This is a genomic window from Pseudomonas sp. NyZ201 (genome assembly GCF_049860765.1).
Taxonomy (GTDB): domain Bacteria; phylum Pseudomonadota; class Gammaproteobacteria; order Pseudomonadales; family Pseudomonadaceae; genus Aquipseudomonas; species Aquipseudomonas bharatica.
This window is the reverse complement of sequence record NZ_CP187557.1, coordinates 5,187,422-5,212,049: the sequence shown is the minus strand read 5'-3', so window position 1 is coordinate 5,212,049 and position 24,628 is coordinate 5,187,422. Positions and strand designations below refer to the sequence as shown.

At 64.0% G+C, this 24,628-nt stretch carries 20 protein-coding genes; 13 read left to right on the top strand and 7 right to left on the bottom strand.

Features of this window, described 5'->3' with window-relative positions; all coding sequences use genetic code 11:
• Entirely contained in the window at positions 1-1,155 is a 1,155-nt protein-coding gene (locus tag ACPFMA_RS23385; protein ID WP_425928845.1) for an ABC transporter ATP-binding protein, read from the top strand.
• A gap of 63 nt (positions 1,156-1,218) precedes the next feature.
• Positions 1,219-2,526, top strand: coding sequence for a carbohydrate porin (locus ACPFMA_RS23380; RefSeq protein WP_009398303.1), 1,308 nt, complete (start codon positions 1,219-1,221; stop codon positions 2,524-2,526).
• Between the two features lie 153 nt (positions 2,527-2,679).
• Here the strand turns inward: ACPFMA_RS23380 and ACPFMA_RS23375 are convergent, their stop codons facing one another.
• The gene (locus ACPFMA_RS23375) at positions 2,680-3,540 is read right to left on the bottom strand and encodes a MurR/RpiR family transcriptional regulator (protein WP_425930627.1); all 861 of its coding nucleotides are present in this window, start codon (positions 3,538-3,540) and stop codon (positions 2,680-2,682) included.
• A gap of 211 nt (positions 3,541-3,751) precedes the next feature.
• Here ACPFMA_RS23375 and zwf point away from each other — a divergent pair, with 211 nt between their 5' ends.
• Genes zwf through ACPFMA_RS23360 form a run of 3 tightly spaced genes read left to right on the top strand, consistent with a single transcriptional unit; the run spans position 3,752 to position 6,618 of the window.
• A complete protein-coding gene (gene zwf / locus ACPFMA_RS23370) occupies positions 3,752-5,224 on the top strand; it encodes a glucose-6-phosphate dehydrogenase (RefSeq protein ID WP_420059422.1) in 1,473 nt (490 codons plus the stop codon).
• Positions 5,211-5,924, top strand: coding sequence for a 6-phosphogluconolactonase (gene pgl / locus ACPFMA_RS23365; protein ID WP_420059421.1), 714 nt, complete (start codon positions 5,211-5,213; stop codon positions 5,922-5,924). Before zwf ends, pgl begins: the two co-directional genes overlap by 14 nt.
• A gap of 16 nt (positions 5,925-5,940) precedes the next feature.
• Positions 5,941-6,618: a bifunctional 4-hydroxy-2-oxoglutarate aldolase/2-dehydro-3-deoxy-phosphogluconate aldolase gene (locus ACPFMA_RS23360; protein WP_064301669.1), complete on the top strand. Its 678-nt coding sequence runs from the start codon at positions 5,941-5,943 to the stop codon at positions 6,616-6,618.
• Positions 6,619-6,660: 42 nt separating this feature from the next.
• On the opposite strand, the gene ACPFMA_RS23355 is transcribed toward ACPFMA_RS23360, so the two are convergent.
• The 6 genes from ACPFMA_RS23355 to xseA form a co-directional block, all read right to left on the bottom strand.
• The gene (locus ACPFMA_RS23355) at positions 6,661-6,999 is read right to left on the bottom strand and encodes a DUF6384 family protein (RefSeq protein WP_425928844.1); all 339 of its coding nucleotides are present in this window, start codon (positions 6,997-6,999) and stop codon (positions 6,661-6,663) included.
• Entirely contained in the window at positions 6,996-8,138 is a 1,143-nt protein-coding gene (locus ACPFMA_RS23350) for a merozoite surface protein 3b (RefSeq protein WP_425928843.1), read from the bottom strand. Before ACPFMA_RS23350 ends, ACPFMA_RS23355 begins: the two co-directional genes overlap by 4 nt.
• 9 nt (positions 8,139-8,147) lie before the next feature.
• Positions 8,148-9,677 carry a hypothetical protein gene (locus ACPFMA_RS23345; protein ID WP_425928842.1) on the bottom strand — a complete coding sequence of 510 codons (1,530 nt, stop codon included), beginning with the start codon at positions 9,675-9,677 and terminating at the stop codon, positions 8,148-8,150.
• Between the two features lie 24 nt (positions 9,678-9,701).
• Positions 9,702-11,378, bottom strand: a complete 1,677-nt coding sequence (gene leuA, locus ACPFMA_RS23340; protein WP_064301672.1) for a 2-isopropylmalate synthase — start codon at positions 11,376-11,378, stop codon at positions 9,702-9,704.
• Positions 11,379-11,702: 324 nt separating this feature from the next.
• Complete coding sequence (locus ACPFMA_RS23335) at positions 11,703-12,527, bottom strand: peptidoglycan DD-metalloendopeptidase family protein (protein WP_425928841.1); 825 nt, start codon at positions 12,525-12,527, stop codon at positions 11,703-11,705.
• A gap of 4 nt (positions 12,528-12,531) precedes the next feature.
• Positions 12,532-13,911, bottom strand: a complete 1,380-nt coding sequence (gene xseA, locus ACPFMA_RS23330) for an exodeoxyribonuclease VII large subunit (RefSeq protein WP_425928840.1) — start codon at positions 13,909-13,911, stop codon at positions 12,532-12,534.
• A 430-nt stretch (positions 13,912-14,341) separates the two neighbouring features.
• On the opposite strand from xseA, the gene ACPFMA_RS23325 reads away from it, so the two are divergent.
• The 8 genes from ACPFMA_RS23325 to ACPFMA_RS23290 are packed head-to-tail and all read left to right on the top strand — an operon-like array spanning position 14,342 to position 24,593.
• Complete coding sequence (locus ACPFMA_RS23325; protein WP_420059418.1) at positions 14,342-15,526, top strand: hypothetical protein; 1,185 nt, start codon at positions 14,342-14,344, stop codon at positions 15,524-15,526.
• Between the two features lie 29 nt (positions 15,527-15,555).
• Positions 15,556-15,915 carry an iron-sulfur cluster assembly scaffold protein gene (locus ACPFMA_RS23320; RefSeq protein WP_425928839.1) on the top strand — a complete coding sequence of 120 codons (360 nt, stop codon included), beginning with the start codon at positions 15,556-15,558 and terminating at the stop codon, positions 15,913-15,915.
• Between the two features lie 11 nt (positions 15,916-15,926).
• Positions 15,927-17,117 carry a cysteine desulfurase family protein gene (locus tag ACPFMA_RS23315; protein ID WP_064301677.1) on the top strand — a complete coding sequence of 397 codons (1,191 nt, stop codon included), beginning with the start codon at positions 15,927-15,929 and terminating at the stop codon, positions 17,115-17,117.
• Positions 17,114-18,820: a fatty acyl-AMP ligase gene (locus ACPFMA_RS23310; RefSeq protein ID WP_425928838.1), complete on the top strand. Its 1,707-nt coding sequence runs from the start codon at positions 17,114-17,116 to the stop codon at positions 18,818-18,820. Before ACPFMA_RS23315 ends, ACPFMA_RS23310 begins: the two co-directional genes overlap by 4 nt.
• Entirely contained in the window at positions 18,817-19,161 is a 345-nt protein-coding gene (locus ACPFMA_RS23305) for an acyl carrier protein (protein ID WP_420059416.1), read from the top strand. The genes ACPFMA_RS23310 and ACPFMA_RS23305 overlap by 4 nt, the downstream gene beginning before the upstream one ends.
• Positions 19,162-20,211 (top strand): flavin-containing monooxygenase, encoded by a 1,050-nt coding sequence (locus tag ACPFMA_RS23300; protein ID WP_425928837.1) that lies wholly within the window; start codon positions 19,162-19,164, stop codon positions 20,209-20,211.
• A 29-nt stretch (positions 20,212-20,240) separates the two neighbouring features.
• Positions 20,241-23,378, top strand: a complete 3,138-nt coding sequence (locus ACPFMA_RS23295; RefSeq protein ID WP_425928836.1) for an outer membrane lipoprotein-sorting protein — start codon at positions 20,241-20,243, stop codon at positions 23,376-23,378.
• Positions 23,379-23,381: 3 nt separating this feature from the next.
• Positions 23,382-24,593 carry a DUF1302 family protein gene (locus ACPFMA_RS23290; RefSeq protein WP_425928835.1) on the top strand — a complete coding sequence of 404 codons (1,212 nt, stop codon included), beginning with the start codon at positions 23,382-23,384 and terminating at the stop codon, positions 24,591-24,593.
• Positions 24,594-24,628 lie beyond the last annotated feature (35 nt).

Below are 24,628 nucleotides of genomic sequence, written 5' to 3'. Positions count from 1 at the left end.
ATGGCAACGCTGGAACTGCGCAACGTCAACAAAAGCTACGGCAGCGGTCTGCCGGATACCTTGAAGAACATCGAACTGAAGATCGATTCCGGGGAATTCCTGATCCTCGTCGGGCCCTCCGGCTGCGGCAAATCCACGCTGATGAACTGCATTGCCGGCCTTGAGCAGATCAGCGGCGGGGCGATCCTGGTGGACGAGGCCGATATCAGCGGCATGAGCCCCAAGGATCGGGATATCGCCATGGTCTTCCAGTCCTACGCCCTGTACCCGACCATGAACGTGCGCGACAACATTGCCTTCGGCCTGAAGATCCGCAAGATGCCGGCGGCGGCCATCGACGAGGAAGTGGCGCGGGTCGCGCGGCTGTTGCAGATCGAGCACTTGCTGGCGCGCAAGCCCGGCCAGCTGTCCGGCGGCCAGCAGCAGCGCGTGGCCATGGGCCGTGCACTGGCGCGGCGGCCGAAGATCTACCTGTTCGACGAACCCTTGTCGAACCTCGATGCCAAGCTGCGGGTGGAGATGCGCACCGAGATCAAGCTGATGCACCAGCGCCTGAAGACCACCACGGTGTACGTCACCCACGACCAGATCGAGGCCATGACCCTGGGCGACAAGGTGGCGGTGATGAAGGACGGCCTGATCCAGCAGTTCGGTACGCCGCAGCAGATCTACAACGACCCGGCCAACCTGTTCGTCGCCAGCTTCATCGGCTCGCCGCCGATGAACTTCATTCCATTGCGCCTGCAGCGGCGCGAAGGGCGCCTGCAGGCGCTGCTCGACAGCGGCCAGGCACGCTGCGAGCTGCCGTTGGGCTTGAGCGAGGCCGGGCTGGAGGATCGCGACGTGATCCTCGGCATTCGCCCGGAACAGATCAGCATGGCGCCCGGCGAAGGCAACGGCATGCCGAGCATCCGCGCCGAGGTGCAGATCACCGAGCCCACCGGGCCGGACCTGCTGGTGTTCGTCACCCTCAACCAGACCAAGGTCTGCTGCCGCCTGGCGCCGGATGTCCCGGCGCGGGTCGGTGACAGCCTGACCCTGCAATTCGATCCCGCCCGGGTGCTGCTGTTCGACGCTGCCAGCGGCGAACGCCTGGGTGCGATCGGCAACCCGCCCGCGAGCAAGGGCAACGTGGCGCAGTTCAAAGGACGTTGAGCCTTGAACTTCGCCTGCCGTGCATGAATCACCATCGATAACAAGAAAACGAGGAAACAACGGATGGAGTACTTCAAGCGCATTTCAGGATTGACCCCGCTGGCCGTGCTGGTGGCGGTGGCGAGCAACCCGGCGCTGGCCGCCGGGGCCTTCGAGTCGTCGTCGAAATGGATGACCGGCGACTGGGGCGGGGCCCGTACCGAGCTGCTGGACAAGGGCTACGACTTCACCCTCGACTATGTCGGCGAGGCGGCGACCAACCTGCACGGCGGCTACAACGACGACCGCACCGCACGCTACAGCGACCAGTTCGCCCTGGGCATGAAGCTGGATCTGCAAAAGATCCTTGGCTGGCACGATGCCGAGTTCAAGCTGGCAATCACCGAGCGCAGCGGGCGCAATCTGTCCAACGACCGGATCAGCGATCCGCGCGCCGGGCAGTTCAGCTCGGTGCAGGAGGTCTGGGGCCGTGGCCAGACCTGGCGCCTGACGCAGATGTGGATCAAGCAGAAATACTTCGATGGCGCCCTCGACGTGAAAGTCGGGCGCTTCGGTGAAGGCGAGGACTTCAACAGCTTCCCCTGCGATTTCCAGAACCTGGCGTTCTGTGGTTCGCAGGTGGGCAACTGGGTGGGCGGCATCTGGTACAACTGGCCGGTCAGCCAGTGGGCGATGCGGGTCAAGTACAACATCACGCCGGAGTTCTTCGCCCAGGTCGGGGTGTTCGAACAGAACCCGTCGAACCTGGAAACCGGCAACGGCTTCAAGCTCAGCGGCAGCGGGACCAAGGGCATGATCCTGCCTGTCGAGCTGGTCTGGTCGCCGCAGGTCAGCGGGCTGCCGGGCGAGTACCGCCTGGGGTACTACTACAGCACCGCCAAGGCCGACGACATCAGCGACCCTGACCGTACCCATTCGAGCAAGCATGGCTGGTGGGTGGTGGCGCAGCAGCAGGTCACCGCGCACAAGGGGGACGCCAATCGCGGGCTGAGCCTGTTCGCCAACTTCACCGTGCACGACAAGGACACCAACGTGGTCGACAACTACCAACAGGTGGGCCTGGTCTACAAGGGCGCGTTCGACGGGCGGCCCAAGGACGACATCGGCTTTGGCGTGGCGCGGATCCACGTCAACGACGACGTGAAGAAACGGGCCGAGCTGATCAACGCCGGCAACGGCATCGATGACTACGACAACCCGGCCTTCGTGCCGATCCAGCGCAGCGAGTACAACGCCGAGCTGTATTACGGTTTCCACGTCACCGACTGGCTGACCGTGCGGCCGAACCTGCAATACATCAAGAGTCCGGGTGGGGTGGACGAGGTCGACAACGCGCTGGTGGCGGGGATCAAGGTGCAGAGCTCGTTCTGAGGCAACCTTGTAGTAAGTTTACAAACTTACAAAGGCTGACGCGGCCCCTGTGGGAGCGGGTTCACCCGCGATTGCGGTAGTGAATTCACCGACGTAATCGCGGGTGAACCCGCTCCCACAGGGGTCGCGTCGTAGCTTGAAGCAGATTCCGGATCAGCCCAGCTCATCATCCAGCGGATACCGGCTGGCATTCAGGCTTTCCTTGATCTTGCGCAGGTGCGGCTGGAAATCCGCGCCGCGGCGCAGGGTCATGCCGGTGGCGAGCACATCCAGCACGGTCAACTGGATGATCCGCGAAGTCATCGGCATGTAGATGTCGGTGTCTTCCGGCAGCGGGATGTTCAGGCTCAGGCTGCTGGCCCGGGCCAGGGGCGAGTTGGCGGCGGTCAGGGCCAGTACCGAGGCGCCGTTGTCGCGCGCCAGTTGCGCCACTTCCACCAGTTCCCGGGTGCGTCCGGTATAGGAAATGATCACGAACAGCTCACCGGTATGCGCCACGGACGCCAGCATGCGCTGCATCAGGACATCGGCATGGGCGGAAACCGCGAGGTTGAAGCGGAAGAACTTGTGCTGGGCATCCAGCGCCACCGGCGCCGAGGCGCCGAGGCCGAAGAAATGGATCTGCCGGGCCTGGATCAGCATGTCCACGGCGCGGCTGATCAGCACCGGGTCGAGCTGCTGCCAGGCGCTGTCGAGGGAGGCGATGGTGCTGCCGAAGATTTTCTGGGTAAAGGCCGCCGGATCGTCGTCAGGCTCCACCGCGCGGCTGACGTAGGCTGCACCGCTGGCCAGGCTTTGCGCCAGTTGCAGCTTGAGTTCCGGGTAGCCGCTGACGCCGAAGGAGCGGCAGAAGCGATTGACCGTCGGCTCGCTGACCTTGGCCGCCTGGGCCAGTGCGGCGATGCTGAAGCGGGTGGCCTGTTGCGGGGCGGCAAGGATGACTTCGGCGACTTTGCGTTCGGCCTTGTTCAGCTCGTCGAGACGGCCCTGGATCTGCTCCAGAAGATTGCGCACGCGGTCCATTGGGGTTCCTTCGGTCGGGGGTGCGGCCCGTTCGCGCAAGCAGGGGCCGGGTTTACAGGGTCTGTATCCTACTGATGGCAGGGTAGACCTACCACTTGTATCTGTCTTGCAGGTCAGATGTTGTTGTTATTACTACATTCGCTCTTGATATCCACGCTGGAACGCGATATTTCTACACGCACTCGGTAAAAGAACCTACATCATGTCTTCGATCAGTGTTGAGCCTTGCACCTTTGCCCTGTTCGGCGCCCTTGGCGACCTGGCCTTGCGCAAGCTGTTCCCGGCCCTCTACCAGCTCGACCGAGCCGGGCTGCTGCATGAGCGCACCCGCCTGCTGGCCCTGGCCCGCGAGCCCGGCAACGTGCAGGAGCACCTGGCCTCGATCGAAGCGCACCTGCACGAGTTCGTCGCGTCCGACACCCTGGACACCATGGTGTTGCAGCGTTTCCTTGGCCGCCTGAACTATCTGCATATGGACTTCCTCGACGCCCAGGCCTATCCGGCACTGGCCGCGCAGGTCACCCCCGAAGCGCCGCTGATCGCCTATTTCGCTACTCCGGCGGCGGTCTACGGAGGTATCTGCGAGAACCTGGCGAAGGTCGGCCTGGCCGAGCGTACCCGGGTGGTGCTGGAGAAGCCCATCGGCCATGACCTTGAGTCGTCGCGGCGGGTCAACGACGCGGTGGCGCAGTTCTTCCCGGAAAACCGCATCTATCGCATCGACCATTACCTGGGCAAGGAAACGGTGCAGAACCTGATCGCCCTGCGCTTTGCCAACAGCCTGTTCGAAACCCAGTGGAACCAGACCTCGATTTCCCATGTGGAAATCAGCGTCGCCGAGAAGGTCGGCATCGAGGGACGCTGGGGCTATTTCGACAAGGCCGGGCAACTGCGCGACATGATCCAGAACCACTTGCTGCAGTTGCTCTGCCTGATCGCCATGGACCCGCCCAGCGACCTGTCCGCCGACAGCATCCGCGACGAGAAGGTCAAGGTGCTCAAGGCCCTGGCGCCGATCACCGGCGAAGGCCTGGGCACCCGCGTGGTGCGCGGCCAGTACATCGCCGGGCACAGCGACGGGCGGGCGCTGCCGGGTTATCTCGATGAAGAGAACGCCAATACCCACAGCGACACCGAAACCTTCGTCGCCCTGCGCGCCGATATCCGCAACTGGCGCTGGGCCGGTGTGCCGTTCTACCTGCGCACGGGCAAGCGCATGCCGCAGAAACTGTCGCAGATCGTCATTCACTTCAAGGAACCGCAGCACTATATCTTCGCGGCGGAACAGCGTTTGCAGATCGGCAACAAGCTGATCATCCGCCTGCAGCCGGACGAGGGTATTTCCCTGCGGGTGATGACCAAGGAACAGGGCCTGGACAAGGGCATGCAACTGCGCAGCAGCCCGCTGCAATTGAATTTTTCCGACGGCAGCTTCCGCAGCGCACGGATTCCCGATGCCTACGAGCGGCTGCTGCTGGAGGTGATGCGCGGCAATCAGAACCTGTTCGTGCGCAAGGATGAAATCGAGTACGCGTGGAAATGGTGCGACCAGTTGATCGCCGGCTGGAAGCAATCCGGCGAAGCGCCCCGGCCCTATGCCGCGGGAACCTGGGGGCCGGTGGCGGCGGTGGCACTGATTACCCGCGATGGGAGGTCGTGGTATGGCGATATCTGAAATGCAGTGGCCGGCGACGGTCACGATCCATGAATTGAAAACCGCCGAGCAGCTTGCCCGGCAGTTGGCCGCGGACGTCGCCGCGCGCCTGCGCGCAGCGATTGCCGGGCAGGGCGGGGCGACCCTGGTAGTGTCTGGCGGGCGCAGCCCTGTTGCGTTTTTCCAGGCCCTGGCGCAAGAGGCGCTGGACTGGTCGAAGGTGACCGTCAGCCTCGCCGACGAGCGCTGGGTGCCGGTAGAGCATGCCGACAGCAACGAAGGTCTGTTGCGTCGCCATCTGCTTCAGGGCGAAGCGGCAAAGGCGCGCCTGGTCGGCCTCTATCACCAAGCCGCCAGCCTCGAGGCGGCCGCGCTGGCGGCCGACCAGGCGCTGTCCGAGCTGCCGCCGATCGATGTGCTGGTGCTGGGCATGGGCGATGACGGGCACACCGCTTCGCTGTTCCCGGACAGCCCCAATCTCGCCGAAGGCCTGCGCCGCGATGGCGAGCGCCGCTGCCTGCCGATGCTGGCGCCGAGCGTGCCGCACCAGCGCCTGAGCCTGACCCGGCGGCTGTTGGCCACGGCTGGCTTTACCGCCTTGTCCGTGCAAGGTTCCGGCAAACTCGCTACCCTGCGCGCCGCGCTGGCGGGCAACGAGCCGGCGCAGATGCCGATTCGCGCCTTTCTTCACGACCCTTTGAGCATCTACTGGTGCCCATGAGCCAAGGACCCCTGTCATGACCACGCTCGAACGCCCCACGCCATTGCCGACGATGGCCGACAAGATCGCCCGGATCGATGCGATCTGCGACCAGGCGCGCATCCTGCCGGTAATCACCATCGCCCGCGAGGCCGATATCCTGCCCCTGGCCGATGCCCTGGCCGCCGGTGGCATTCGCACCCTGGAAGTGACCCTGCGCTCCGAGCATGGCCTGAAGGCCATCAAGGTATTGCGTGAGCAGCGTCCGCAGCTGTGCATTGGCGCCGGTACCGTGCTGGACCGCGCCCAGTTCGAGGCGGTGGAAGCGGCGGGCGCGCAGTTCGTGGTTACCCCCGGCGTGACCCGGGAAATCCTCCAGGCCGGCGTCGAAAGCGATATCCCGCTGCTGCCGGGGATCAGTACGCCGTCGGAAATCATGATGGGCTACGCCCTCGGCTACCGGCGCTTCAAGCTGTTCCCGGCGGAAATCAGCGGCGGCATCGCGGCGATCAAGGCCTATGCCGGGCCCTTTGCCGATGTGCGTTTCTGCCCGACTGGCGGGGTTCGTCCGGATAACCTGCTCAGCTACATGGGCCTGCCCAACGTGATGTGCGTGGGTGGCACCTGGATGCTGGATAGCAGTTGGATCAAGAACGGCGACTGGGCCGCCGTGGAGAAGTGCAGCGCCGAGGCGATGGCGCTGCTCGAAGGATAAGTGGTTACGGCTGTTCGGGGCGCTTGGTCGGCGCCCCTTTTTTTATATCGACAGCACGAACATCACGGCGAATGCCAACATGCCGAGGACCCACAGGCGCATGGCGAGGCTGCTGATCAAGCGGCCAAGGAAGCGCTGCCACAGGTTCATGGGAGGTGCTTCGAACACCAATCGTTGCCTGAAGAACTCGCGTACACCCTGGTTGACCAACTGGTCGTCGCAGTCGATACCCTGGCTGCGGTAGTAGCTGCGGATGCGTTCGGCAACCTCGACCTCGCGCTGCGGCAGGTCGAGATGCTCTTCGAGCGCCATGCGCCGGTGGCGCAACTGGTCGACAAGGGCCATCGCCCCCATCTGTTCGGAAAGGCGCCCGCCGCTCATTCGCCGGCCTTGCCCAGCAGGGCGGCAAAGGCACGCTTGGCGTCCTCGACCGCAACCGATATTTCCCTGGAAGCGTTGCTGGCCTCGGTGCGATAGGTGTCGGTCAGGTTCTTCATATCGTTCTGGAAGGCCAGGGTCGCGTCAGCGAGGGCCCGGACCGAATCGACGCGCAGGGTTGCCCCGTAGCCGGCCTTCAGCGCATCGTTCAGTTGCCGGTTGACACTGGTACCGAGGGCTTCGAGTCCCTGGTTGATGCCTTCGGTTGTCGCATTCAGCGTGTGGGTCGCTTCGGCCATGCCCTGGCTGGCCGTGAACGACACGGCGAGGCTGGTAAGTACGATCTCATTGGTGGAGAAGAACGACACCATGCGCTGATACTGGCGCTCTTTGACGATGTGCACCTGGCTGATGCGGGCGAACACCATTTCCGCCGTGTTGTAGCCGACCCGCAGGTCATCGGCGATGTCCTTGATGATCTGGAAGCGCTTGTCTTCGTTCTGCAGTTCGCGCACTGCCACATCGCGCTTGAGCTCAAGCGTCGCTCGCTCGGCGGCGGGAAGTTCCTCGGTGCTCGATACGGCCCGGTTGGCGGCCTCCAGCTCCTGGCTGCGACGAGCAAGGGACTCCTGGGCCACGGCGAGGACTTCCTGGGCGCTGACCTCGGCGGTCTTCATCGCCAGGCGAAAGTCCATGTAGGCCTCGAGGATCGCGTTCTCCCGGGCGATCTGCTCGTTGGCCGCCTTGCAGGCTTCCAGGTAGTGCTTGCGGATGTCCTCGAAGCGGCTGGGGATCGATCCGCGGCGCATGTTCATCCAGGTCAGCTTGAGGCGTTCCATGGTGTCCAGGCGGCCGTCGTCCATCCACGAGGCCATGGCTGCAGCATCCTCGCGAATCGAGGTGAAGCTGCCGGTGATGTCCATGAACTGCGTGGACACGTCCATGCCCTCGATTTGCTCGCGTACCATGTTGTTGAAGCTGGTGGACTGCTGCAGCACCGCGGCGATGCTGGTGACCTTGTCGTTGTCGTAGTGCACGACCTTGTCGAGCAGGGCCAGGACCGGGGCGTCCTGGACCGGCTTGCCCAGTTCCACGCCGATGGTGCGCAGGGCAGTAATGGCGCGTTCGAGATATTGGCTCATGCAGTGTCCTTACGAGGTGAGGCTTTGGGTGCTGTTCGGGGGCGCGGACGCGGCGTTGATGCTGGTGGGCTGCGCCCATTCTGCATCGATGAACCACTGGCGCTGTGTGTCGAATACTTCCAGTAGATCGGCTGCGGTCAGGTTGCGCTTCATGTAGCTTTCTATGAGGTCCGGGAAGTGCAGGCTGGCGGGATAGCTGTAGAACCGTTCGGCGTTGTACAGGCAAGGGCACTGTGCTTGTGCTTCCTCTTCCTCTTCCTCTTCCTCGTGGCCATCGTTGACCAAGGCGTGGTGACAGTCGCAGTTGCACGATGGGTCGCAGGTGCCGTCCGCACTGCGCAAGTCGCGCAGTGTCCATTCCAGCGCCTTGGCATGCAGGTAGTCGTCCATCGCCTGATCGGCCCGCTCTATGCTTGCCTCCAGTGCGTCGTTGACGGCATTCAGTGCATCCCGGTGACGGTCGAAGACCTGGCGCTTATCGGGATGACGTTCGATCAGGATTTCCAGGGCCTGGTAGAGATCTTCCGCGTCGATCTGCTCGTCCATCCATTGCTCGGCGTTGTTGCCCAGTTCGTCTTCTTCCGCAAAGAAGTTATTGAGCTTGGCATACGCGTCGTTTGCATGGCTTTTGGCGGCAATGATCTGCTTGACCAGCAGGCTGAAGCGCAACCCGTCGGGGTTGCGCTTCAGCTTGTCGAGGCGGGTTGACCACGATGTCGAGTTGAGTTGCTCCAGGGCCTGGATCTTGTTGGCACATTCACCGATGAGCTCGTTCAAGGCGTCGGGCATCGAGCGCAGGATCAGTTCGTTGCGGCGGTTTTCGCGGTAGTTGATCTTGTTTGCCAGCCAGTCATCAAGGGTGCGCGATAACCCTTTGCGGGTGTAATCATCGGTTCCATAGCGACGTCCGCGCAGGTAGACATAGAGGTCGTTGCGCTCGTATGCCGGCATCTTCTCGTCACGCTCCCTGGCGAGTCGGGCCTGGGATTCGCTGAGGCGCGCGTGTTCGGTATTCAGCGGGCCGAGACGTTGCAGGTAATCGGAAAAGTCGGGATGTTCCAGATGCTGGCGCCAGAGCTGCAGCAACTGCTGCTCGCGCTTTGCCAGTAGCGGGCGAAATTCGCCGACCAGCCGGGTGATGTCCTGTTCTATTGCATCCAATGCCTGTCTGGCCTTTTCCACTTCCGTTACCCACTGCTTCAGTGCGTAACGGACATCGCTTTCCAGATGGGCATTATGCAGCGGTGCATTCGGTTGTCGGCGCAGGTCGGCGATGATGTCCTGGGTCATGACCGCCTGACGGTGCCAGGCCTTGAGCTCCGCCGACTCGTGCCTGCTGAGGATCATTTCGTAGTGGCGGACGTTGTCTTCCACCAAGGCCTGCAGGGTTCCTGGAGTCAGGTTTTCAGTGCTCACGTCGTCCATGGCCTCGATACTGTGAGGGGTAATGCAGTGGGCACAGTATACCCGGCGGTAGCGGCAAATTAATGGCGTTTTTGCGAGCAAAAAAAATACCCGCCTCAAGAGGCGGGTACTCATTGGTTGGCGCAAACGTTCAGAGCATCACGCCGCCTTGCTCGCCGCCTGCTGGGTCAGGGAGCGGTTCAGCGCGCTGAACAGGGCCTTGAAGCTGGCAGTGGTGATGTTTTCATCGATGCCCACCCCGTGCACCGGACGACCACCGGCCACGCGCAGTTCGATGTACGCGGCAGCCTTGGCATTGGTGCCGGCGCCGATGGCGTGTTCGTTGTAGTCCATGATCTCCACGGCAACCGGCAGGCCGGCGACCAGGGCTTCCAGGGCACCGTTGCCCTTGCCGCGCCAGTGCAGGGTGGTTTCGCCTTCGCCGGCGACTTCCACTTCCACGGCACTGTGGCCGTTTTCTTCCTGCAGGCGGTGGCTGACCAGTGCGTACGGCGCGTTGGCCTGGAGGTATTCGCGGTGCAGCAGGTTGTAGATCTGCTGGGCGGTCATTTCCAGGCCAAGACGGTCGGTTTCACCCTGGACGACCTGGCTGAACTCAATCTGCATGCGACGCGGCAGGCTGATGCCGTATTCCTGTTCCAGCAGGTAGGTGATACCGCCCTTGCCGGACTGGCTGTTGACGCGGATCACCGCCTCGTAGCTGCGGCCGATGTCGGCCGGGTCGATCGGCAGGTACGGCACTTCCCACAGGGCGTCTTCCTTCTGCTGGGCGAAGCCCTTGCGGATGGCGTCCTGGTGCGAGCCGGAGAATGCGGTGTGGACCAGGTCGCCGACATACGGGTGACGTGGATGCACCGGCAACTGGTTGCATTCCTCGACCACCTTGCGCACGCCGTCGATGTCGGAGAAGTCCAGCTCGGGGTCGATGCCCTGGGTGTAGAGGTTCAGGGCCAGGGTCACCAGGTCGACGTTGCCGGTACGTTCGCCGTTGCCGAACAGGCAGCCTTCGGCACGGTCGGCGCCGGCCATCAGGCCCAGCTCGGTGGCGGCGATGCCGGTGCCGCGGTCGTTGTGGCAGTGCAGGCTGATGATCACGCTGTCACGGCGGTTGACGTTGCGGCAGAACCACTCGATCTGGTCGGCGTAGACGTTCGGCGTCGAGACTTCGACGGTAGCCGGCAGGTTGAGGATGATCTTGTGTTCCGGGGTCGGGTTCCACACCTCGATCACCGCGTCGCAGACTTCCTTGGCGAATTCCATTTCAGTCGCGCTGAAGGTCTCCGGCGAGTACTGGAAGGTCCACTGGGTTTCCGGCTGCTGGGCGGCGTACTTGACGAACAGCTTGGCCGCGTTCACCGCGATGTCCTTCACGCCTTGCTTGTCCTGGTTGAAGACGATGCGGCGGAACGACGGGCTGGTGGCGTTGTACAGGTGGACGATGGCCTTCTTCGCCCCGCGCAGGGATTCGAAGGTACGCGAGATCAGGTCTTCGCGGGCCTGGGTCAGGACCTGGATGGTGGTGTCGTCAGGGATGTGGCCGTCTTCGATCAGGGTGCGGACGAAGTCGAAATCGGTCTGCGAGGCGGACGGGAAGGCCGCTTCGATTTCCTTCACGCCCACGCTGACCAGGGTCTTCCAGAAGCGCAGTTTCTTTTCCGAATCCATCGGCTCGATCAGCGACTGGTTACCGTCGCGCAGGTCGGAGCTGCACCAGATCGGCGCCTGGGTGATGGTCTTCGACGGCCAGGTACGGTCGGGCAGGTCGATGGTCGGGAAGGCGCGGTATTTCTTCGAAGGGTCTTTGAGCATGGACATGGGAGCAATCCTTTTGATGCGGCCTGGAACGGGCCTGCCGGAAACATGGAATCTTGGAATGGGCGAGGCGACGCGATTCAGCTTGGTAGTCGTGCACTGACCAGGCAAAGGCTGCGGTGTTGGCGGAGGCGGATGAGGGTTTCAAAGGTTTTCATGCCCTCAACCCTAACCAGTGAGGTGAAAGATGGCAAGCACCTCGAAAAAATTGATAGAAATGTGCGGAATCTGCTTTTTACCGACATTTAATCGCGCATTCCAATCAAAAAGACCGCGTCGGTTGCGCGGTCTTTTTGATTGGCGCAAGAGCGCCGCCTGGCGGGTAGTTCAGGGTTGGAACGCACCGATGAAGATCGCCGGATCGACCCGCGCATCGTTCAGGCTGACGTTCCAGTGCATGTGCGGCCCGGTGGCCCGGCCGGTGGAGCCGACCTTGCCGATCACCGCCCCGCGGGTCAGCACCTGCCCGGGTTTCACATCGATCTTCGACAGGTGGCAGAACATGCTGATGAAACCCTGGCCATGATCGACGAACACCGTGTTGCCATTGAAGAAATAGCTGCCGGTGAGGATCACCTTGCCGTTGGCCGGGGTCTTGACCGGCGTGCCGGCGGGCACGGCGAAGTCCAGGCCGGAATGCGGATTGCGTTCTTCGCCATTGAAGAAACGGCGCACGCCGAAGCGGCTGGACAGCGGGCCGCTGACCGGCTTGTCGAGGATCAGGTTGCTCGGCGTACCGGGGCTGAAGCTGCGGTAGGCCTTGATCTGCTCGGCCAGCTCGGCGTCGATGCGCTTGAGGTCGGCCGGGTTCGGGTTGACCTGGCGCTGGTTCTTCAAGGTGATGTGCTGTTCCTGGTACTTCTTGCTGCCAACGTTGAAGGTCAGGGTGCGGTTGCCCTGGGTGATGCGGGCAACGCCGGGCTTCTGGGTCAGGGGAATGCCGACGATGGCCAGCCAGTTGTCCTGCTCCTTCACCACCAGTACCGGCTTGCCGTCGAAGCGCGCACTCGGCGCTTTGGTCGAGGGCCCGAGGTCGATCACCGCCACACCGCCGGGTACCGGTTTGTTCAACTGGCGAGTGATGTAGCTGGCGTGGGCGCTGCCGGCGAAGGTCAGGCACAGCAGGAGAAAGGTGCAAAGCAGTCGTGGCATGGGTTCAGTCCAGAAGGGAAAGCGTGACCGGGGTCTGGTGGTTGTCCTCGACCCGCACCAGCAGTTCGCCTTCGCCGAGGCGGGCTTTGAGACGCTGGCCATTGTTCGTTTGCGCGGCGCTGCGAATCGCCTGGCCGCGCTCGTCGAGCAGGATGCTGTAGCCGCGACCGAGGGTGGCCAGGGGGCTTACCACTTCGAGCATCTGCACCTGGGCCTGGAGCTGCTGGCGGCGATCCTTCAGGGTGTCGCGCATGGCCCGGGGCAGGCGCGCGGACAGGTTGTCCAGGCGCTGCTTGAGCAGCGCCAGGGTACGTCCCGGATGCTGCGCGGCAAGGCGCGTGTCGAGACGGGCCAGGCGTTCGCGGCGCTGGTTCAGGCGCTGCTCGAAGGCGCGGCGCAGGCGCATGTCCAGGTCATCGAGGCGCTGGGCCTGCTGGCGCAGGCGCTCGCCCGGATGACGCAGGCGCCGGCTGAGTCCGTCGAGGCGCAGGCGATCGTGCATCAGGCGGTTCTGCATGCGCAGCAACAGGCGCCGTTGCAGGCTTTCCAGACGGCGTTGCAGGTCGCTGCTGTCGGGCGCCAGCAGCTCGGCGGCGGCTGACGGCGTTGGCGCGCGGACATCGGCGACGAAGTCACTGATCGAGACATCGGTTTCATGCCCCACTGCACTGACGATCGGCGTCACGCAGGCGGCGATGGCGCGGGCCACGGCTTCTTCGTTGAAGCACCAGAGGTCTTCCAGCGAACCGCCGCCCCGGGCCAGGATCAGCGCGTCGAAGCCCTGGGCATCGGCCTTCTGCAGGGCCCGGACGATCTGCCCGATGGCTTCGCGGCCTTGCACGGCGGTGGGCACCAGGTTCAGTTCGACCTGCGGGGCACGACGGCGGAACACGCTGATGATGTCGCGGATCACCGCGCCGGTGGGCGAGCTGATGATGCCGATGCGCTGCGGATGCGCCGGCAGCGAGCGCTTGTGTTCGGCAGCGAACAGGCCCTCGGCGCCGAGCTTTTCCTTGAGTGCCTCGAAGGCCAGGCGCAGGGCGCCGTCGCCGGCCGGCTCGACCGTGTCGAGGATCAACTGGTAGTCGCCACGGCCCTCGAACAGCGAGACCTTGCCGCGCACCTTCACCGCCAGCCCGTCACGCAAGGCCTGGCGGACCCGCGCCGCGTTATTGCGGAACAGCGCGCAGCGCACCTGGGCACCGCTGTCCTTGAGGGTGAAATACACATGGCCGGAGGCGGGGCGGGCGAGGTTGGATATCTCGCCCTCGACCCAGATGCTGCTGAAGACATCTTCCAGCAGCACGCGGGCGCGGCCGTTGAGTTGGCTGACGGTGAGCACTTCACGGTCGAGGCCGAGGCGTTCGAAAGGGTCTCTGATCATGGGCGGCACTATAAAGGATCGCGGGGCAAGGTGTCCTGTATTCGGGTGCGTAGGAGGCGTTCCGCCGACCTTGTAGAAAATACAGGGTTTCTTGTAGGTCACTGCTTGACTCTGTAGTCACTAGAGGGTTTATCGTGCCTCCATCGTAATACCCATGGATCGGCGAACCGACCCGGTTCGTATAACTCAACAAGGATGTTGATGAAATGAATACCCCCTCTGATTAGCCCTCGTTGATTATTCGAAGTCCTATGGCTTCGGGTAGTTGCCTGTTCGCTTGTACAACCGGACCTGTTTTATCAGGGCTGTCGTTGCGCTGACGGCCGGGCGCTGAAAAAGTTGATTTAAAAGATCGAACTTTCAATGTTCGGTCTGCGGTCCCCTGCGCTTGTCTGTTTTAAAACAACCATCAATGGAAATGAGGAACTTCATGAACAACAGCGATTTTTCTGCGGCCTTGAAAGAACTGGGTATCGACCCGTTGAAAGCCGCGGCCGCTTCGGTATCGGAACTTTATCGCTTGCCCCAGGCACGCCTAGATGAAATCAAGACTTCCCTGATCGTCGAGGCCTTCCGTTTTCATTACCGTAACAATGCCTATTATCGCCAGGCGTGCGAAAGCAAGGGCATCGATGAACATAGCATTGCAACGTATGAAGACCTGATCCGCATTCCGCTGGTGCCGATCGCCAAGTTCAAGTCCGCCAGCAGTCATGAGCTGCTGTCCAAACCGCTTGCCCGAATCGAACATGAAATGCGCAGCACCGGCACCAGCGGTATCCCGAGCATTTCCCGGCGCTGCCACGAGACCGTGGATGTCGCGGTGGTCGCCATCTATGCGATGTACCGCGAGTTCCTCGGGATCTCCAAGGGCGCCGGCCTGTATATCTGCCCGTCCACCGAGGAAATCCCGGAGATGGGCATGATCAAGGCGCTGAACATGCTTGCCGGGTTGCTGGACACCCACGAGTTCATGGTCAAGGAGGAGCGCTTCGTTCCGGAGCAGGCCATCGCCCGGCTCAAGGGCTGGGAAAACCAGTTCACCCGCCACATCATCGGCCCGCCGTTCCTGATCCACCGCCTGCTGCAGTTCCTCAAGCAGACCGGCCAGCGCCTGCAACTGGACCGCAGCAGCCGGGTCATTACCCTCGGCGGCTGGAAACGCTTTACCGGGCAGATGATCTCCCGTCGCGAATTCAACCTGATGTGCCAGGAGTACCTGGGCATCGACCCGGGCTCGGTGCGGGATATCTATGCGCTGGTGGAATCCAACGTCATGGCCATCGACGACGAGCACCAGGTCAAGCACGTCTCGCCCTACGTGCACTTCACCGTACGCGACATGAACGACCTGAGCCGTGAAGTGGCGCCCGGCGAAAAGGGCGTGCTGGGGATTCTCGACCCGCTGGCGCTGGCTACGCCGGGAATGATCCTGACCGAAGACATCGTGATCCTGCTGCCAGGCGAGAGCCCTTCGGGCCGCAGCGGCCAGCGCATGGAATATGTGATGCGCGCGCCGTCCTCGCTGGAGTTCGGTTGCTGCGCGGTGAACCTGGAAAAGACCATGGATGGACAAACGTCCGACGCAACGCCGGTGTGCCCGATCGCCAGTTGATAAATGTGGACCTCGCAAAAGGACATTGTATGTTCAACGATATTATCGTCAGGAACTTCTCCAACCCGCTGTATGCCGCCGAACTCGATGAACAGGCTGCAACTATCGAACTGGGCAACCCCGTATGCGGTGACCGTATTCGCGTGCAATTCGAAGTGGTCGAAAACTCGATTCGCAATGTTCGTTACCAGGCCTGGGGCTGTGCAACTTCCCTGGCCACCGGAAATATATTTTGCAGCGAAATAGACGGCCGGCCGCTGGCGCAGATCGACGCTATTACTCCAGCCGATACGCAACGGATGCTCGGCGAGATCGAACCGTCGCAACACCATTGCCTGGAAATGCTCAATTCACTCTTTGCCCGGCTACGGCATTACAACGCCGCCTGAGGAAGAACGGGATGTCGACTCTCGGTTATTTCGATTACAACGCCACCACGCCGATGTACAAGGAAGCTTCCCGCGCCCTGAGCGAAGCCCTGGATCATTTCGGCAATCCTTCGAGCGTCTATACGCTGGCCCGGCAGAACCGCAACGCTCTGGCCACGGCACGGCAACAGGTCGCCGGCCTGATGAACTGCGCGCCGGCCGAACTGACCTTCACCTCGGGAGGCACCGAGGCCAACAACTGGGCGATCAAGGGCGCCTTGCTCGCCTGCGGTGCCATCGGCCGCGTGGCCCGGCCGACCCATATCGTCATTTCGGCGATCGAGCATTCCTCGATCCTCGAGATCGCCGCCCATCTGGAGCGCTGCTTCGGTTTCGAAGTCACCCGCCTGGCACCGGACCGCGAAGGCCTGGTGAGTGCCGAGCGGGTGCGCCAGGCACTGCGCGACGACACCCGGCTGGTCTCGATCATGCTGATGAACAACGAAGTCGGTACCTTGCAGCCGGTGGGCGACATCGCCCGGGTGCTGCATGGTCGGGGTATCCACTTCCATGTCGATGGCGTGCAGGCCGTGGGCAAGATCCCGGTGGACGTCCAGGCGCTGGGCATCGATAGCCTGTCGTTCGCCGGCCACAAGTTCTGCGGGCCCAAGGGCATCGGCGGCCTGTACCTGCGCAGTGGCGTGGTGCTCGAGCCGTTGCTGCATGGCGGCGGCCAGGAAGGCGGCCTGCGCGGCGGAACCGAGGCCTCGGCACTGGTCACGGCCATGGGCGTTGCCGCCGAGCTGGCCACGGCGGCCATGCCCGATACCATCGCGCGCATGGGCGCCTACCGTGCCCACCTGATCGAGCAATTGCAGCGGCGCATTCCCGGAGTGACCGTGCATGGTTCGGCAGACCCGACGAAACAGGCGCCCAACACCCTCAGCCTGTGCTTCGCGGGAATCCGTGCCGAGTCCCTGGCGGCACTGCTTGACCAGATGCACGGTATCCAGGTCTCGCTCGGTTCGGCCTGTTCCAGCAACAATGCCAAGTCCCTTTCCCATGTGCTGCTGGCCATGGGCCTGGACGAGGCGGCGATCCAGGCGACCCTGCGCGTCAGCCTCGGCCCGCTGACCTGCGAGCACAGCCTGGAGCGCTTCGTCGATGCCGTGGAGGCGGGCATCCGCATGCTGCGGCGGATCAGCGGGGAGGTGCCGGCATGATGGTTCTGGATCGCGCCGCCACCATCCTCGACTGCCTTGATCATTACGCGGCGACCCAGCCCGATGCCCCGGCCTACACCTTTATCGGCCACAAGGACGAGGACCGCCAGGTTCTCAGCTATGGCGAGTTGCAGCGGCGCGCCTGCGCCTATGCGGCGGTGCTGAAACAGGCCGGGTTGGCGCAGCGCAACGTGCTGCTGCTGTTCCCCACCGGGCTGGATTTCGTCATCGCGTTCTTCGCCTGCGCTTATGCGCAGGCGGTACCCATCCCGGCCAACCTGGCGCGCAACAGCCATCACTACACCCGGCTCGGGCAGATCGTGAAGAACGCCGGTGCGGTGGCGGTGCTGACCGTGGCGGAGTTGCGCGCTTCGGTCGCCGAGGGCCTGGCCGCCGACCTGGCGTTCCATTGCGAACCGCCGGCGTCGGCGAGCGCCAGCCCGGTGCTGGAGCGTCCGGGCCCCGAGCAGTTGGCCTTCATCCAGTACACCTCCGGTTCGACCGGGGTACCCAAGGGGGTGATGATTCGCCACGGCCAACTGATCGCCAACGAGCGCGCCATCCAGTCGGTCTCGCGCCTGGACGAAGGCTTCGTCGGCGCCGGCTGGCTCCCGCAATTCCACGATATGGGCCTGATCGGCGCGCTGTTGCAGCCGATTGCCCTGGGCGGTCATTACCTGTTCATGGCGCCCATGCACTTCCTGCAGCGGCCCCTGCGCTGGCTGAGCCTGCTCAGCCAAAGCCGGGCAGTGGCCACCGCTGCGCCGAACTTCGCCCTGGCCCTGTGCGTGCAGGCCGAAATGGACGAACGCAGCGCCGCGCAACTGGACCTGTCGGCCCTGCGCATCCTCTTCTGCGGGGCCGAGCCGGTGAGTGCCACGGTGCTTGAGCAGTTCGAGGCGAAGTTCGCCCGCTGTGGATTGCGCCCGGGGACGGTGGTGCCCTGCTACGGCCTGGCCGAGGCCACGCTGATCGTCTCCGGTGGCACTACGGCGGACGGGCTTCGAAGCCTCGATGTCGAGGGCAAGGCGCTGGTCAGTTGCGGGCCGGCGGTGCGCGATCACCGGGTCGCGATCGTCGATCCTGAAAGCCGCGCCGTGCTCGCCGACGGCCAGACCGGCGAGGTGTGGTTCGCCGGCCCCAGTGTCGCCGCAGGCTACTGGGCCAACGCCGAGGCCAGCGCCGCCACCTTCGCCGCCACCACGGCCTGTGGCCAGGGGCCGTGGATGCGCACCGGTGACCTGGGCTTGCTCCATGAGGGAGCCTTGTACATCGCCGGACGTATCAAGGAACTGATCATCCTGCGCGGGCGCAATCTTCATCCCCACGACCTCGAGGCCAGCCTGCGCGAGGCCTTGCCGGCCTTGGCCAAGGCGGCCGTGGCGGTGTTCGCCGTGGAAGACGGCGGCCCGTCGCGGGTGGTCGCCTGCATCGAGTTTCCACGGCGCGACCGCGCTGCCGCCGGGCTGGACTTCCCCCGGCTGTGCCGGGAGGCGCGGGCGGTGCTGATGAGCGCTCACGAGGTCCGCCTGGAAGACATCGTTTTCCTCTACCAGGGCGGCATTCCCCGCACGTCCAGCGGCAAGGTGCAACGCCACCTGTGTGCCGCCCGCTACCTCGACGGCAGCCTGGAGGACCATCGCCTGCTGCTTCATTCCACCCGCCTGTCCGCCCCGTCCTGCCTGGAGGCCATTGCGCCATGACTACCGAAACCACGCTTTGCGCCCCGATCCCCGACGCCTCCTGGGCCAGCGAAGACGGGCTGGCCGCTGTCAATGCCCTGATCAAGGGGCGTCTGCGCGATTACCTTAAGGTGCATCAACCGGACTTTGCCGAGGAGATCCACGACAACCTGTCGTTCGACTACATAGGCCTCGACTCGGTGGCCAGAGTCGAGCTGATCGCTGCGCTCGAACGGCACCTGGATATCGCCCTCGACCCGACCGCCGCCTATGACTTCGTCACCGTCGGAGCCCTGGCCCGCTTCGTGTGGTCCGAGCTGTCCGGCGAAGCCCTGGACCTGAAAGCCACCCTGGGGGTTTGAATGCTCGACTGTCTCGTAATCGGCGGCGGGCAATCGGGCCTGCTGTGCGGACACCTGCTCGGGCGGGCCGGCATCGACTACCGCGTGGTCGATGCCGGCCCGCGGGCTGGCGACGTCTGGCGGCAGCGGCCGACAGGCCTGCGTCTGTTCACCTCGCGGCAGTTCTGCCGCCTGGCGGACCTGGACATGCCTGGCGATCCGCAGGGTTATCCGACGGGCCTGGAGTTCGCCGACTACCTGGAAGGGTTCGCGGCTGCCAAGCGGGTGCGCGTGTCGTTCGCCAGCCGGGTGCTGCGCCTGGGAGCCGTCGCCGACGGCTTCGAGGCGATGCTGGACTCCGGCGACGTGCTGCGCTGCCGCAGTGTGATCAACGCCACCGGCTCCAACCAGGCGCCGGTGATCCCCGGCTTTGCCCAGGCCCTGGGCGAGCAGGTGGTGCAATTGACGGCCGGACAGTTTCGCGATGCCGGCTGCATGCCCGCCGGGTCGCGCATTGCCGTGGTCGGCGATGGCGCCAGTGGACGCCAGATTGCCTTCGAGCTGGCGGCGCAGCATCGAGTGCTGCTGGCCTGTGGTCGTCAGCGCAAGCTGGTGCCCAACCGGGTCCTGGGCAAGGACGTGTTCTGGTGGCTGGACAAGGCAGGAATTTTGTCGGCCCGTCACGACAGTCGGGTGGCCGCGATCATCCGCAAGCGCGACCCGATTCCGGTGGCCAGTGCCAACAACGCGGAGCTGGCGAAGTTGGGCGTGCAGCTAAAAGGCCGCGCCATCGATGCCGATGCGGCTGGCCTGAAGTTCCAGGACCAGAGCCACGAAGCGGTCGAGGCAGTGATCTGGTGCAACGGTTATCGGGAAGACACCAGTTGGCTGGCATTGCCCGGCGCAGACACCTTCGGCGCACAGATCGGGCACCTGGGAAGGACCGCGCAGCCGGGCTTTTTCCTGATGGGGCGCAAGTGGCTCAGTTGCCGCGCCTCCGAACTCGTCGTGGGCGCCAATAACGATGCCGCCCGCGTCGTCGGCTATGTCCGGGCGTATCTGGGCAATTAATCGAAGTTCATCTAAAGGATGAGTTGATCATGATAGGAAAAACGGTTGCCTGGATCGTCAGATCCAGGTTGTGGGTCCTTGTCGCCCTGAGTTTGGCCACCGTGCTGTTCGCCACCCAGGTCAGGAACCTGCAGATCGTCATCAATCCCAACACCATGCTGCCCCAGGCGCACCCGAGCGTGATCGGCACCAACCTGGCCGAAGCGCTGTTCGGCTCCAAGCATGTGGTGGTCATCGGCATCAGTCCGGCAGGCGGCGGCAGCGCGCTGACACCACGGATCCTCGGGACTCTCCAGCAGCTGTCGGGGGAAATCGCCGTGCTGCCCGGGGTCAAGGGACATACCCTGATGAGCGTCACGGCGGCCAAGGCCAGGTCGATCGAAGGCGGTGCCGACGAGATGCGCGTCGATCCGTTGCTGGACACCCCCATCGACGCCGACGCCATTGCACGCCTGCAGGCGCGCCTCGCCGGCAATCCGGTGTACCGCGGCACGCTGGTGGCGGAGGATGACAGCCTGGTGTCGCTGTCGTTCGCCATCCACGCCGACCAGGGCGGCTTCCGCAAGATCATGGACGGCGTGCAGAAGGTCATCGACACCCACCAGGCCAGCGATATCCGGATCACTGCCAGCGGCTCGCCGGTGTTCTTCGCGGCCGTGGAACGCTTCGCCCAGCGCATGGCCATCCTGTTTCCCATCGCCCTGGTGATCATCGGCCTGATCCACCTGGAGGCCTTCCGTACCGTGCAGGGCCTGGTCCTGCCGCTGCTGACCGCGGTGCTCGCGGTGATCTGGGGCCTGGGCATCATGGGCGCGGTGGGGGTGCCGATGGACGCTTTCAACGCGACCACGCCGATCCTGATCCTGGCGGTCGCCGCCGGGCATGCGGTACAGATCCTCAAGCGCTACTACGAGGAATACGACCGCCTCACCCACGGCGGCGCCACGGGTTCGCCGCAGCAGCTCAACGACCGTGCGATCGTCCAATCGCTGAGCCGGGTCGCCCCGGTGATGCTGACCGCCGGCGGAGTGGCGGCGCTGGGCTTCTTCTCCCTGGTGACGTTCGAGATCGCCACCATCCGCACCTTCGGCCTGTTCACCGGGCTGGGCATCCTCAGTGCACTGTTCATCGAGCTGACCTTCATCCCGGCCCTGCGCAGTTACCTGCCGGCGCCGGCGGTCAAGCCGCAGGCGGCCAAGGGGCCACGGGTCTGGGATCGCCTTGCCGACCGGCTGACCTCGCTGATCCTCAAGCGTCGCGGCCTGATCGTCGCGGTATTCATGACCACTGCGCTGCTGTCGCTGCTCGGCCTGCAGTTCCTCAACAAGGAAAACTCCACCAAGAGCTATTTCGGCAGCGGCCTGGCGGTGTACCAGGATGACGAATTCCTCAACCGCAAGCTGGCCGGTACCAACACCCTCTATGTGGTGTTCCAGGGCGACCAGGTCGACAGCCTGAAGGACCCGCGCACCCTGCGCCTGATCGAAGACACCCAGCGTTTCATCGAAACCCTGCCGGATGTGGGCAAGACCACTTCCATCGTCGATTTCATCAAGCAGATGGGCCAATCGATGAACGAAGGCGATCCGCGCTACTACCGGGTGCCGGACTCCCGGGACATGGTGTCCCAATACCTGCTGCTGTACTCGATGTCGGGCGACCCCACCGATTTCGACGCCTACATCGACTACCAGTACCGCAATGCCAGCCTCATCGTCTGGACCCGCAACGACAGCAGCACCTACGCCGCCGGGCTGGTGGAGGCGATCCGCAGTTACGTGGAAGAGCGCCTGCCGCCTGGCGTCAAGGTGCAGATCGGCGGAAGCGTGCCGCAGTCCTCGGCCCTCAGCGAAACCCTGGTGCACGGCAAGATCATGAACATCCTGCAAATGATGGGGGTGATCTTCCTCGCCGGTGCCCTGGTGTTCCGTTCGCTGGTGGGTGGCCTGTACCTGGTGATCCCGCTGGCGGTCACCGTGCTGGTCAACCTGGGCGTGATGGGCGCCACCGGCATTCCGCTCAATACGCCTAACTCGGTGGCCTCGGCCATGGCCATCGGCATCGGTGCCGACTATGCGATCTACATCCTCTATCGCATGCGCGAGGAACTGCGCCGGCTCGGCGACTTCGACCTGGCCCTGCAGGAAACCATGCGCACGGCCGGCAAGGCGGTGGTCTACGTGGCCACGGCGATCGCCGGCGGCTACTCGGTGCTGATGCTCTCCTTCAACTTCTATATCCACATCTGGTTCGGCTTCCTCATCGTCCTGTCGATGATCGTCAGCGCGCTGTGCGCCCTGGTGTTGATCCCGGCGTTGATGAAGGCCTTCCCGCCCGCGTTCCTCAGAGACCACAGCATGAAGAAGCCCGTGTCCGGAGCCGTCCTGCCCTTGCTGTTGGTGGTTGCCTTCGGCCTGTTCCGGCCCGCCCCGGCCCAGGCCGCCGATGCCGAGCAGATCATGGCGCGCAGCTACCAGGCGACGCGCATGGACAGCTCCCTGTCGCAGTCCACTTTCACCCTGACCAATGCCTCCGGCCAGGAGCGGGTGCGCAAGACCTTCGCCGCGACCCGCCTACAGGACGACGGCACACACAATCGCCGGGTGATCCGCTTCCTGTCGCCGGGGGATGTGCGCAATACCACCACGCTGATCATCGAAAAGGCCGCGCAGGATGATGTCTGGGTCTATCTGCCGACCTTGAAGAAGGCCCGGCGCCTGGCCAGCAGCAACAACAGCCGCAGCTTCGTCGGCACCGACCTGACCTACGGCGACCTGATCGGCCACAAGCCGCAGGACTGGACCCACCGTCTGCTGCGGGAGGAAAGCCTGGACGGCGTGCCCACCCAGGTGATCGAGTCGCTGCCGAAAACCGCGGAAATCGCCAGCAACAGTGGCTATTCCAAGCGCATCAGCTGGGTCGCCAACGACTCCTTCGTAGCGCTGAAATCGGAGCTGTACGACGCCGGCCAGGCGCTGCAGAAAACCGTGCTGAGCACTGAGCTGAAGCTGGTCGATCCGGCGCGGGAGAAGTACCAGCCCATGCTGGTCACGGTCAGCAATCACCAGACCGGCCACTCCACCAGCGTGCGCATGGACAGCTTCGAAGCCAACGTCGCGGTGAGCGACAACTACTTCAGCAACGGCTACCTCGAACGGCAAGAGTGAATCATGCGCGCCCATCTGCTTGTGTTGCTCGCCAGCCTCGGTGCCGCTCTCGACGCCGTGGCCGAGGCACTGCCGTACGGCGAATGCCGTACGGGCTACTGGTCGTCCAGCCGCAACCTGGACGACCGCGGGGATATCGCCAAGGGTACCTGCCTGGTCAACTGGAACCTTGACCTCGCCGAGCAGTTGCGCCTGGTGCTCGCCGGGCGTGCCGGGGTCGATGACAGCGCCAAGGCAGACGGCTACAGCGGCCGCCTGCGCGAGGGCTACCTCGAGACCGGCAACGATGGCTGGCGCTGGCGGGTAGGGCGGCAGATCATCGCCTGGGGGCGTTCCGACCGGATCAACCCCACCGATTACCTGTCGCCCCGCGACCTGACCCTGCTGGTGCCGGAGGACGACGAACAGCGCATGGGCATCAACGCCCTGCAGGTGCGTCACGACCTCGACGACAGCCTGTCGCTGACCGCAGTGGTGGCGGATTTCGATGCCAACCGCATGCCCACCGGGACCTTGCCGGCCAACCTCGACAAGCGCGACGAGCCCGATGCCCTCGAAGCGGCGCTGAAGCTGGACCACGCCGGCGACAGCCTCGACTGGTCGCTGTCCTGGTTCGATGGCTACGAGCGCGCGCCGCGTTACCAGGCGCTGCTGGCACCGGCGCCGCGCTTCATCAGCGCCTACGAGCGCAAGCGCGCCATCGGTGCGGACTTTGCCTGGGCCACGGGGGACTGGACGGTACGTGGCGAGTTCGCGCACGAGCGGCTGCACCTGGAGTGCTCCGGGTGCCGGGACGAACGGCGCAAGGTCAGCCGGATCGTGGTCGGTGCCGACCGCAACTTCGGCGACTCGGCGAACTTCAACCTGCAGTTGTTCGGAGTCTGGCGCGACTACCGCGAGCCTGCCGACAGCGGCATCCTGCGCCTGGTCGAGGAGGGTACCGACCGCCTCAACTCAGAATTCGGCCGGCGTGACTGGGGGCTGACGAGCAGGGTGTCCGACATGTTCTTCAACGAGCGCTTGAAGCTGGAAATGTCGGCGGTGCTCGACCTGACCGGCAGCAGTTACGTAGTGCGACCACGGGCCAGCTATTCGCTCACCGATTCGGTGAAGCTCGGGGCCGGGGTGGACCACTTTCATGGTGCCCGGCAGAGTTACTTCGGGGTGAGGAAGAAGAACAGCGTGACGTTCGTGGAATTGAGCCTGGTGTTTTGAGGCGGGATGACGCTGTAGCGCAGCGAGCACGACGC

Bases quoted from the DNA above. Each gene is read 5' to 3' on its own strand.
- xseA (WP_425928840.1), bottom strand. From the start codon at position 13,911: ATGATCAGAGACCCTTTCGAACGCCTCGGCCTCGACCGTGAAGTGCTC.
- ACPFMA_RS23325 (WP_420059418.1), top strand. From the start codon at position 14,342: ATGAACAACAGCGATTTTTCTGCGGCCTTGAAAGAACTGGGTATCGAC.
- ACPFMA_RS23315 (WP_064301677.1), top strand. From the start codon at position 15,927: ATGTCGACTCTCGGTTATTTCGATTACAACGCCACCACGCCGATGTAC.
- ACPFMA_RS23335 (WP_425928841.1), bottom strand. From the start codon at position 12,527: ATGCCACGACTGCTTTGCACCTTTCTCCTGCTGTGCCTGACCTTCGCC.
- ACPFMA_RS23345 (WP_425928842.1), bottom strand. From the start codon at position 9,677: ATGAGTACCCGCCTCTTGAGGCGGGTATTTTTTTTGCTCGCAAAAACG.
- zwf (WP_420059422.1), top strand. From the start codon at position 3,752: ATGTCTTCGATCAGTGTTGAGCCTTGCACCTTTGCCCTGTTCGGCGCC.
- ACPFMA_RS23350 (WP_425928843.1), bottom strand. From the start codon at position 8,138: ATGAGCCAATATCTCGAACGCGCCATTACTGCCCTGCGCACCATCGGC.
- ACPFMA_RS23355 (WP_425928844.1), bottom strand. From the start codon at position 6,999: ATGAGCGGCGGGCGCCTTTCCGAACAGATGGGGGCGATGGCCCTTGTC.
- leuA (WP_064301672.1), bottom strand. From the start codon at position 11,378: ATGTCCATGCTCAAAGACCCTTCGAAGAAATACCGCGCCTTCCCGACC.
- ACPFMA_RS23295 (WP_425928836.1), top strand. From the start codon at position 20,241: ATGATAGGAAAAACGGTTGCCTGGATCGTCAGATCCAGGTTGTGGGTC.
- pgl (WP_420059421.1), top strand. From the start codon at position 5,211: ATGGCGATATCTGAAATGCAGTGGCCGGCGACGGTCACGATCCATGAA.
- ACPFMA_RS23310 (WP_425928838.1), top strand. From the start codon at position 17,114: ATGATGGTTCTGGATCGCGCCGCCACCATCCTCGACTGCCTTGATCAT.
- ACPFMA_RS23290 (WP_425928835.1), top strand. From the start codon at position 23,382: ATGCGCGCCCATCTGCTTGTGTTGCTCGCCAGCCTCGGTGCCGCTCTC.
- ACPFMA_RS23300 (WP_425928837.1), top strand. From the start codon at position 19,162: ATGCTCGACTGTCTCGTAATCGGCGGCGGGCAATCGGGCCTGCTGTGC.
- ACPFMA_RS23305 (WP_420059416.1), top strand. From the start codon at position 18,817: ATGACTACCGAAACCACGCTTTGCGCCCCGATCCCCGACGCCTCCTGG.
- ACPFMA_RS23360 (WP_064301669.1), top strand. From the start codon at position 5,941: ATGACCACGCTCGAACGCCCCACGCCATTGCCGACGATGGCCGACAAG.
- ACPFMA_RS23320 (WP_425928839.1), top strand. From the start codon at position 15,556: ATGTTCAACGATATTATCGTCAGGAACTTCTCCAACCCGCTGTATGCC.
- ACPFMA_RS23380 (WP_009398303.1), top strand. From the start codon at position 1,219: ATGGAGTACTTCAAGCGCATTTCAGGATTGACCCCGCTGGCCGTGCTG.
- ACPFMA_RS23385 (WP_425928845.1), top strand. From the start codon at position 1: ATGGCAACGCTGGAACTGCGCAACGTCAACAAAAGCTACGGCAGCGGT.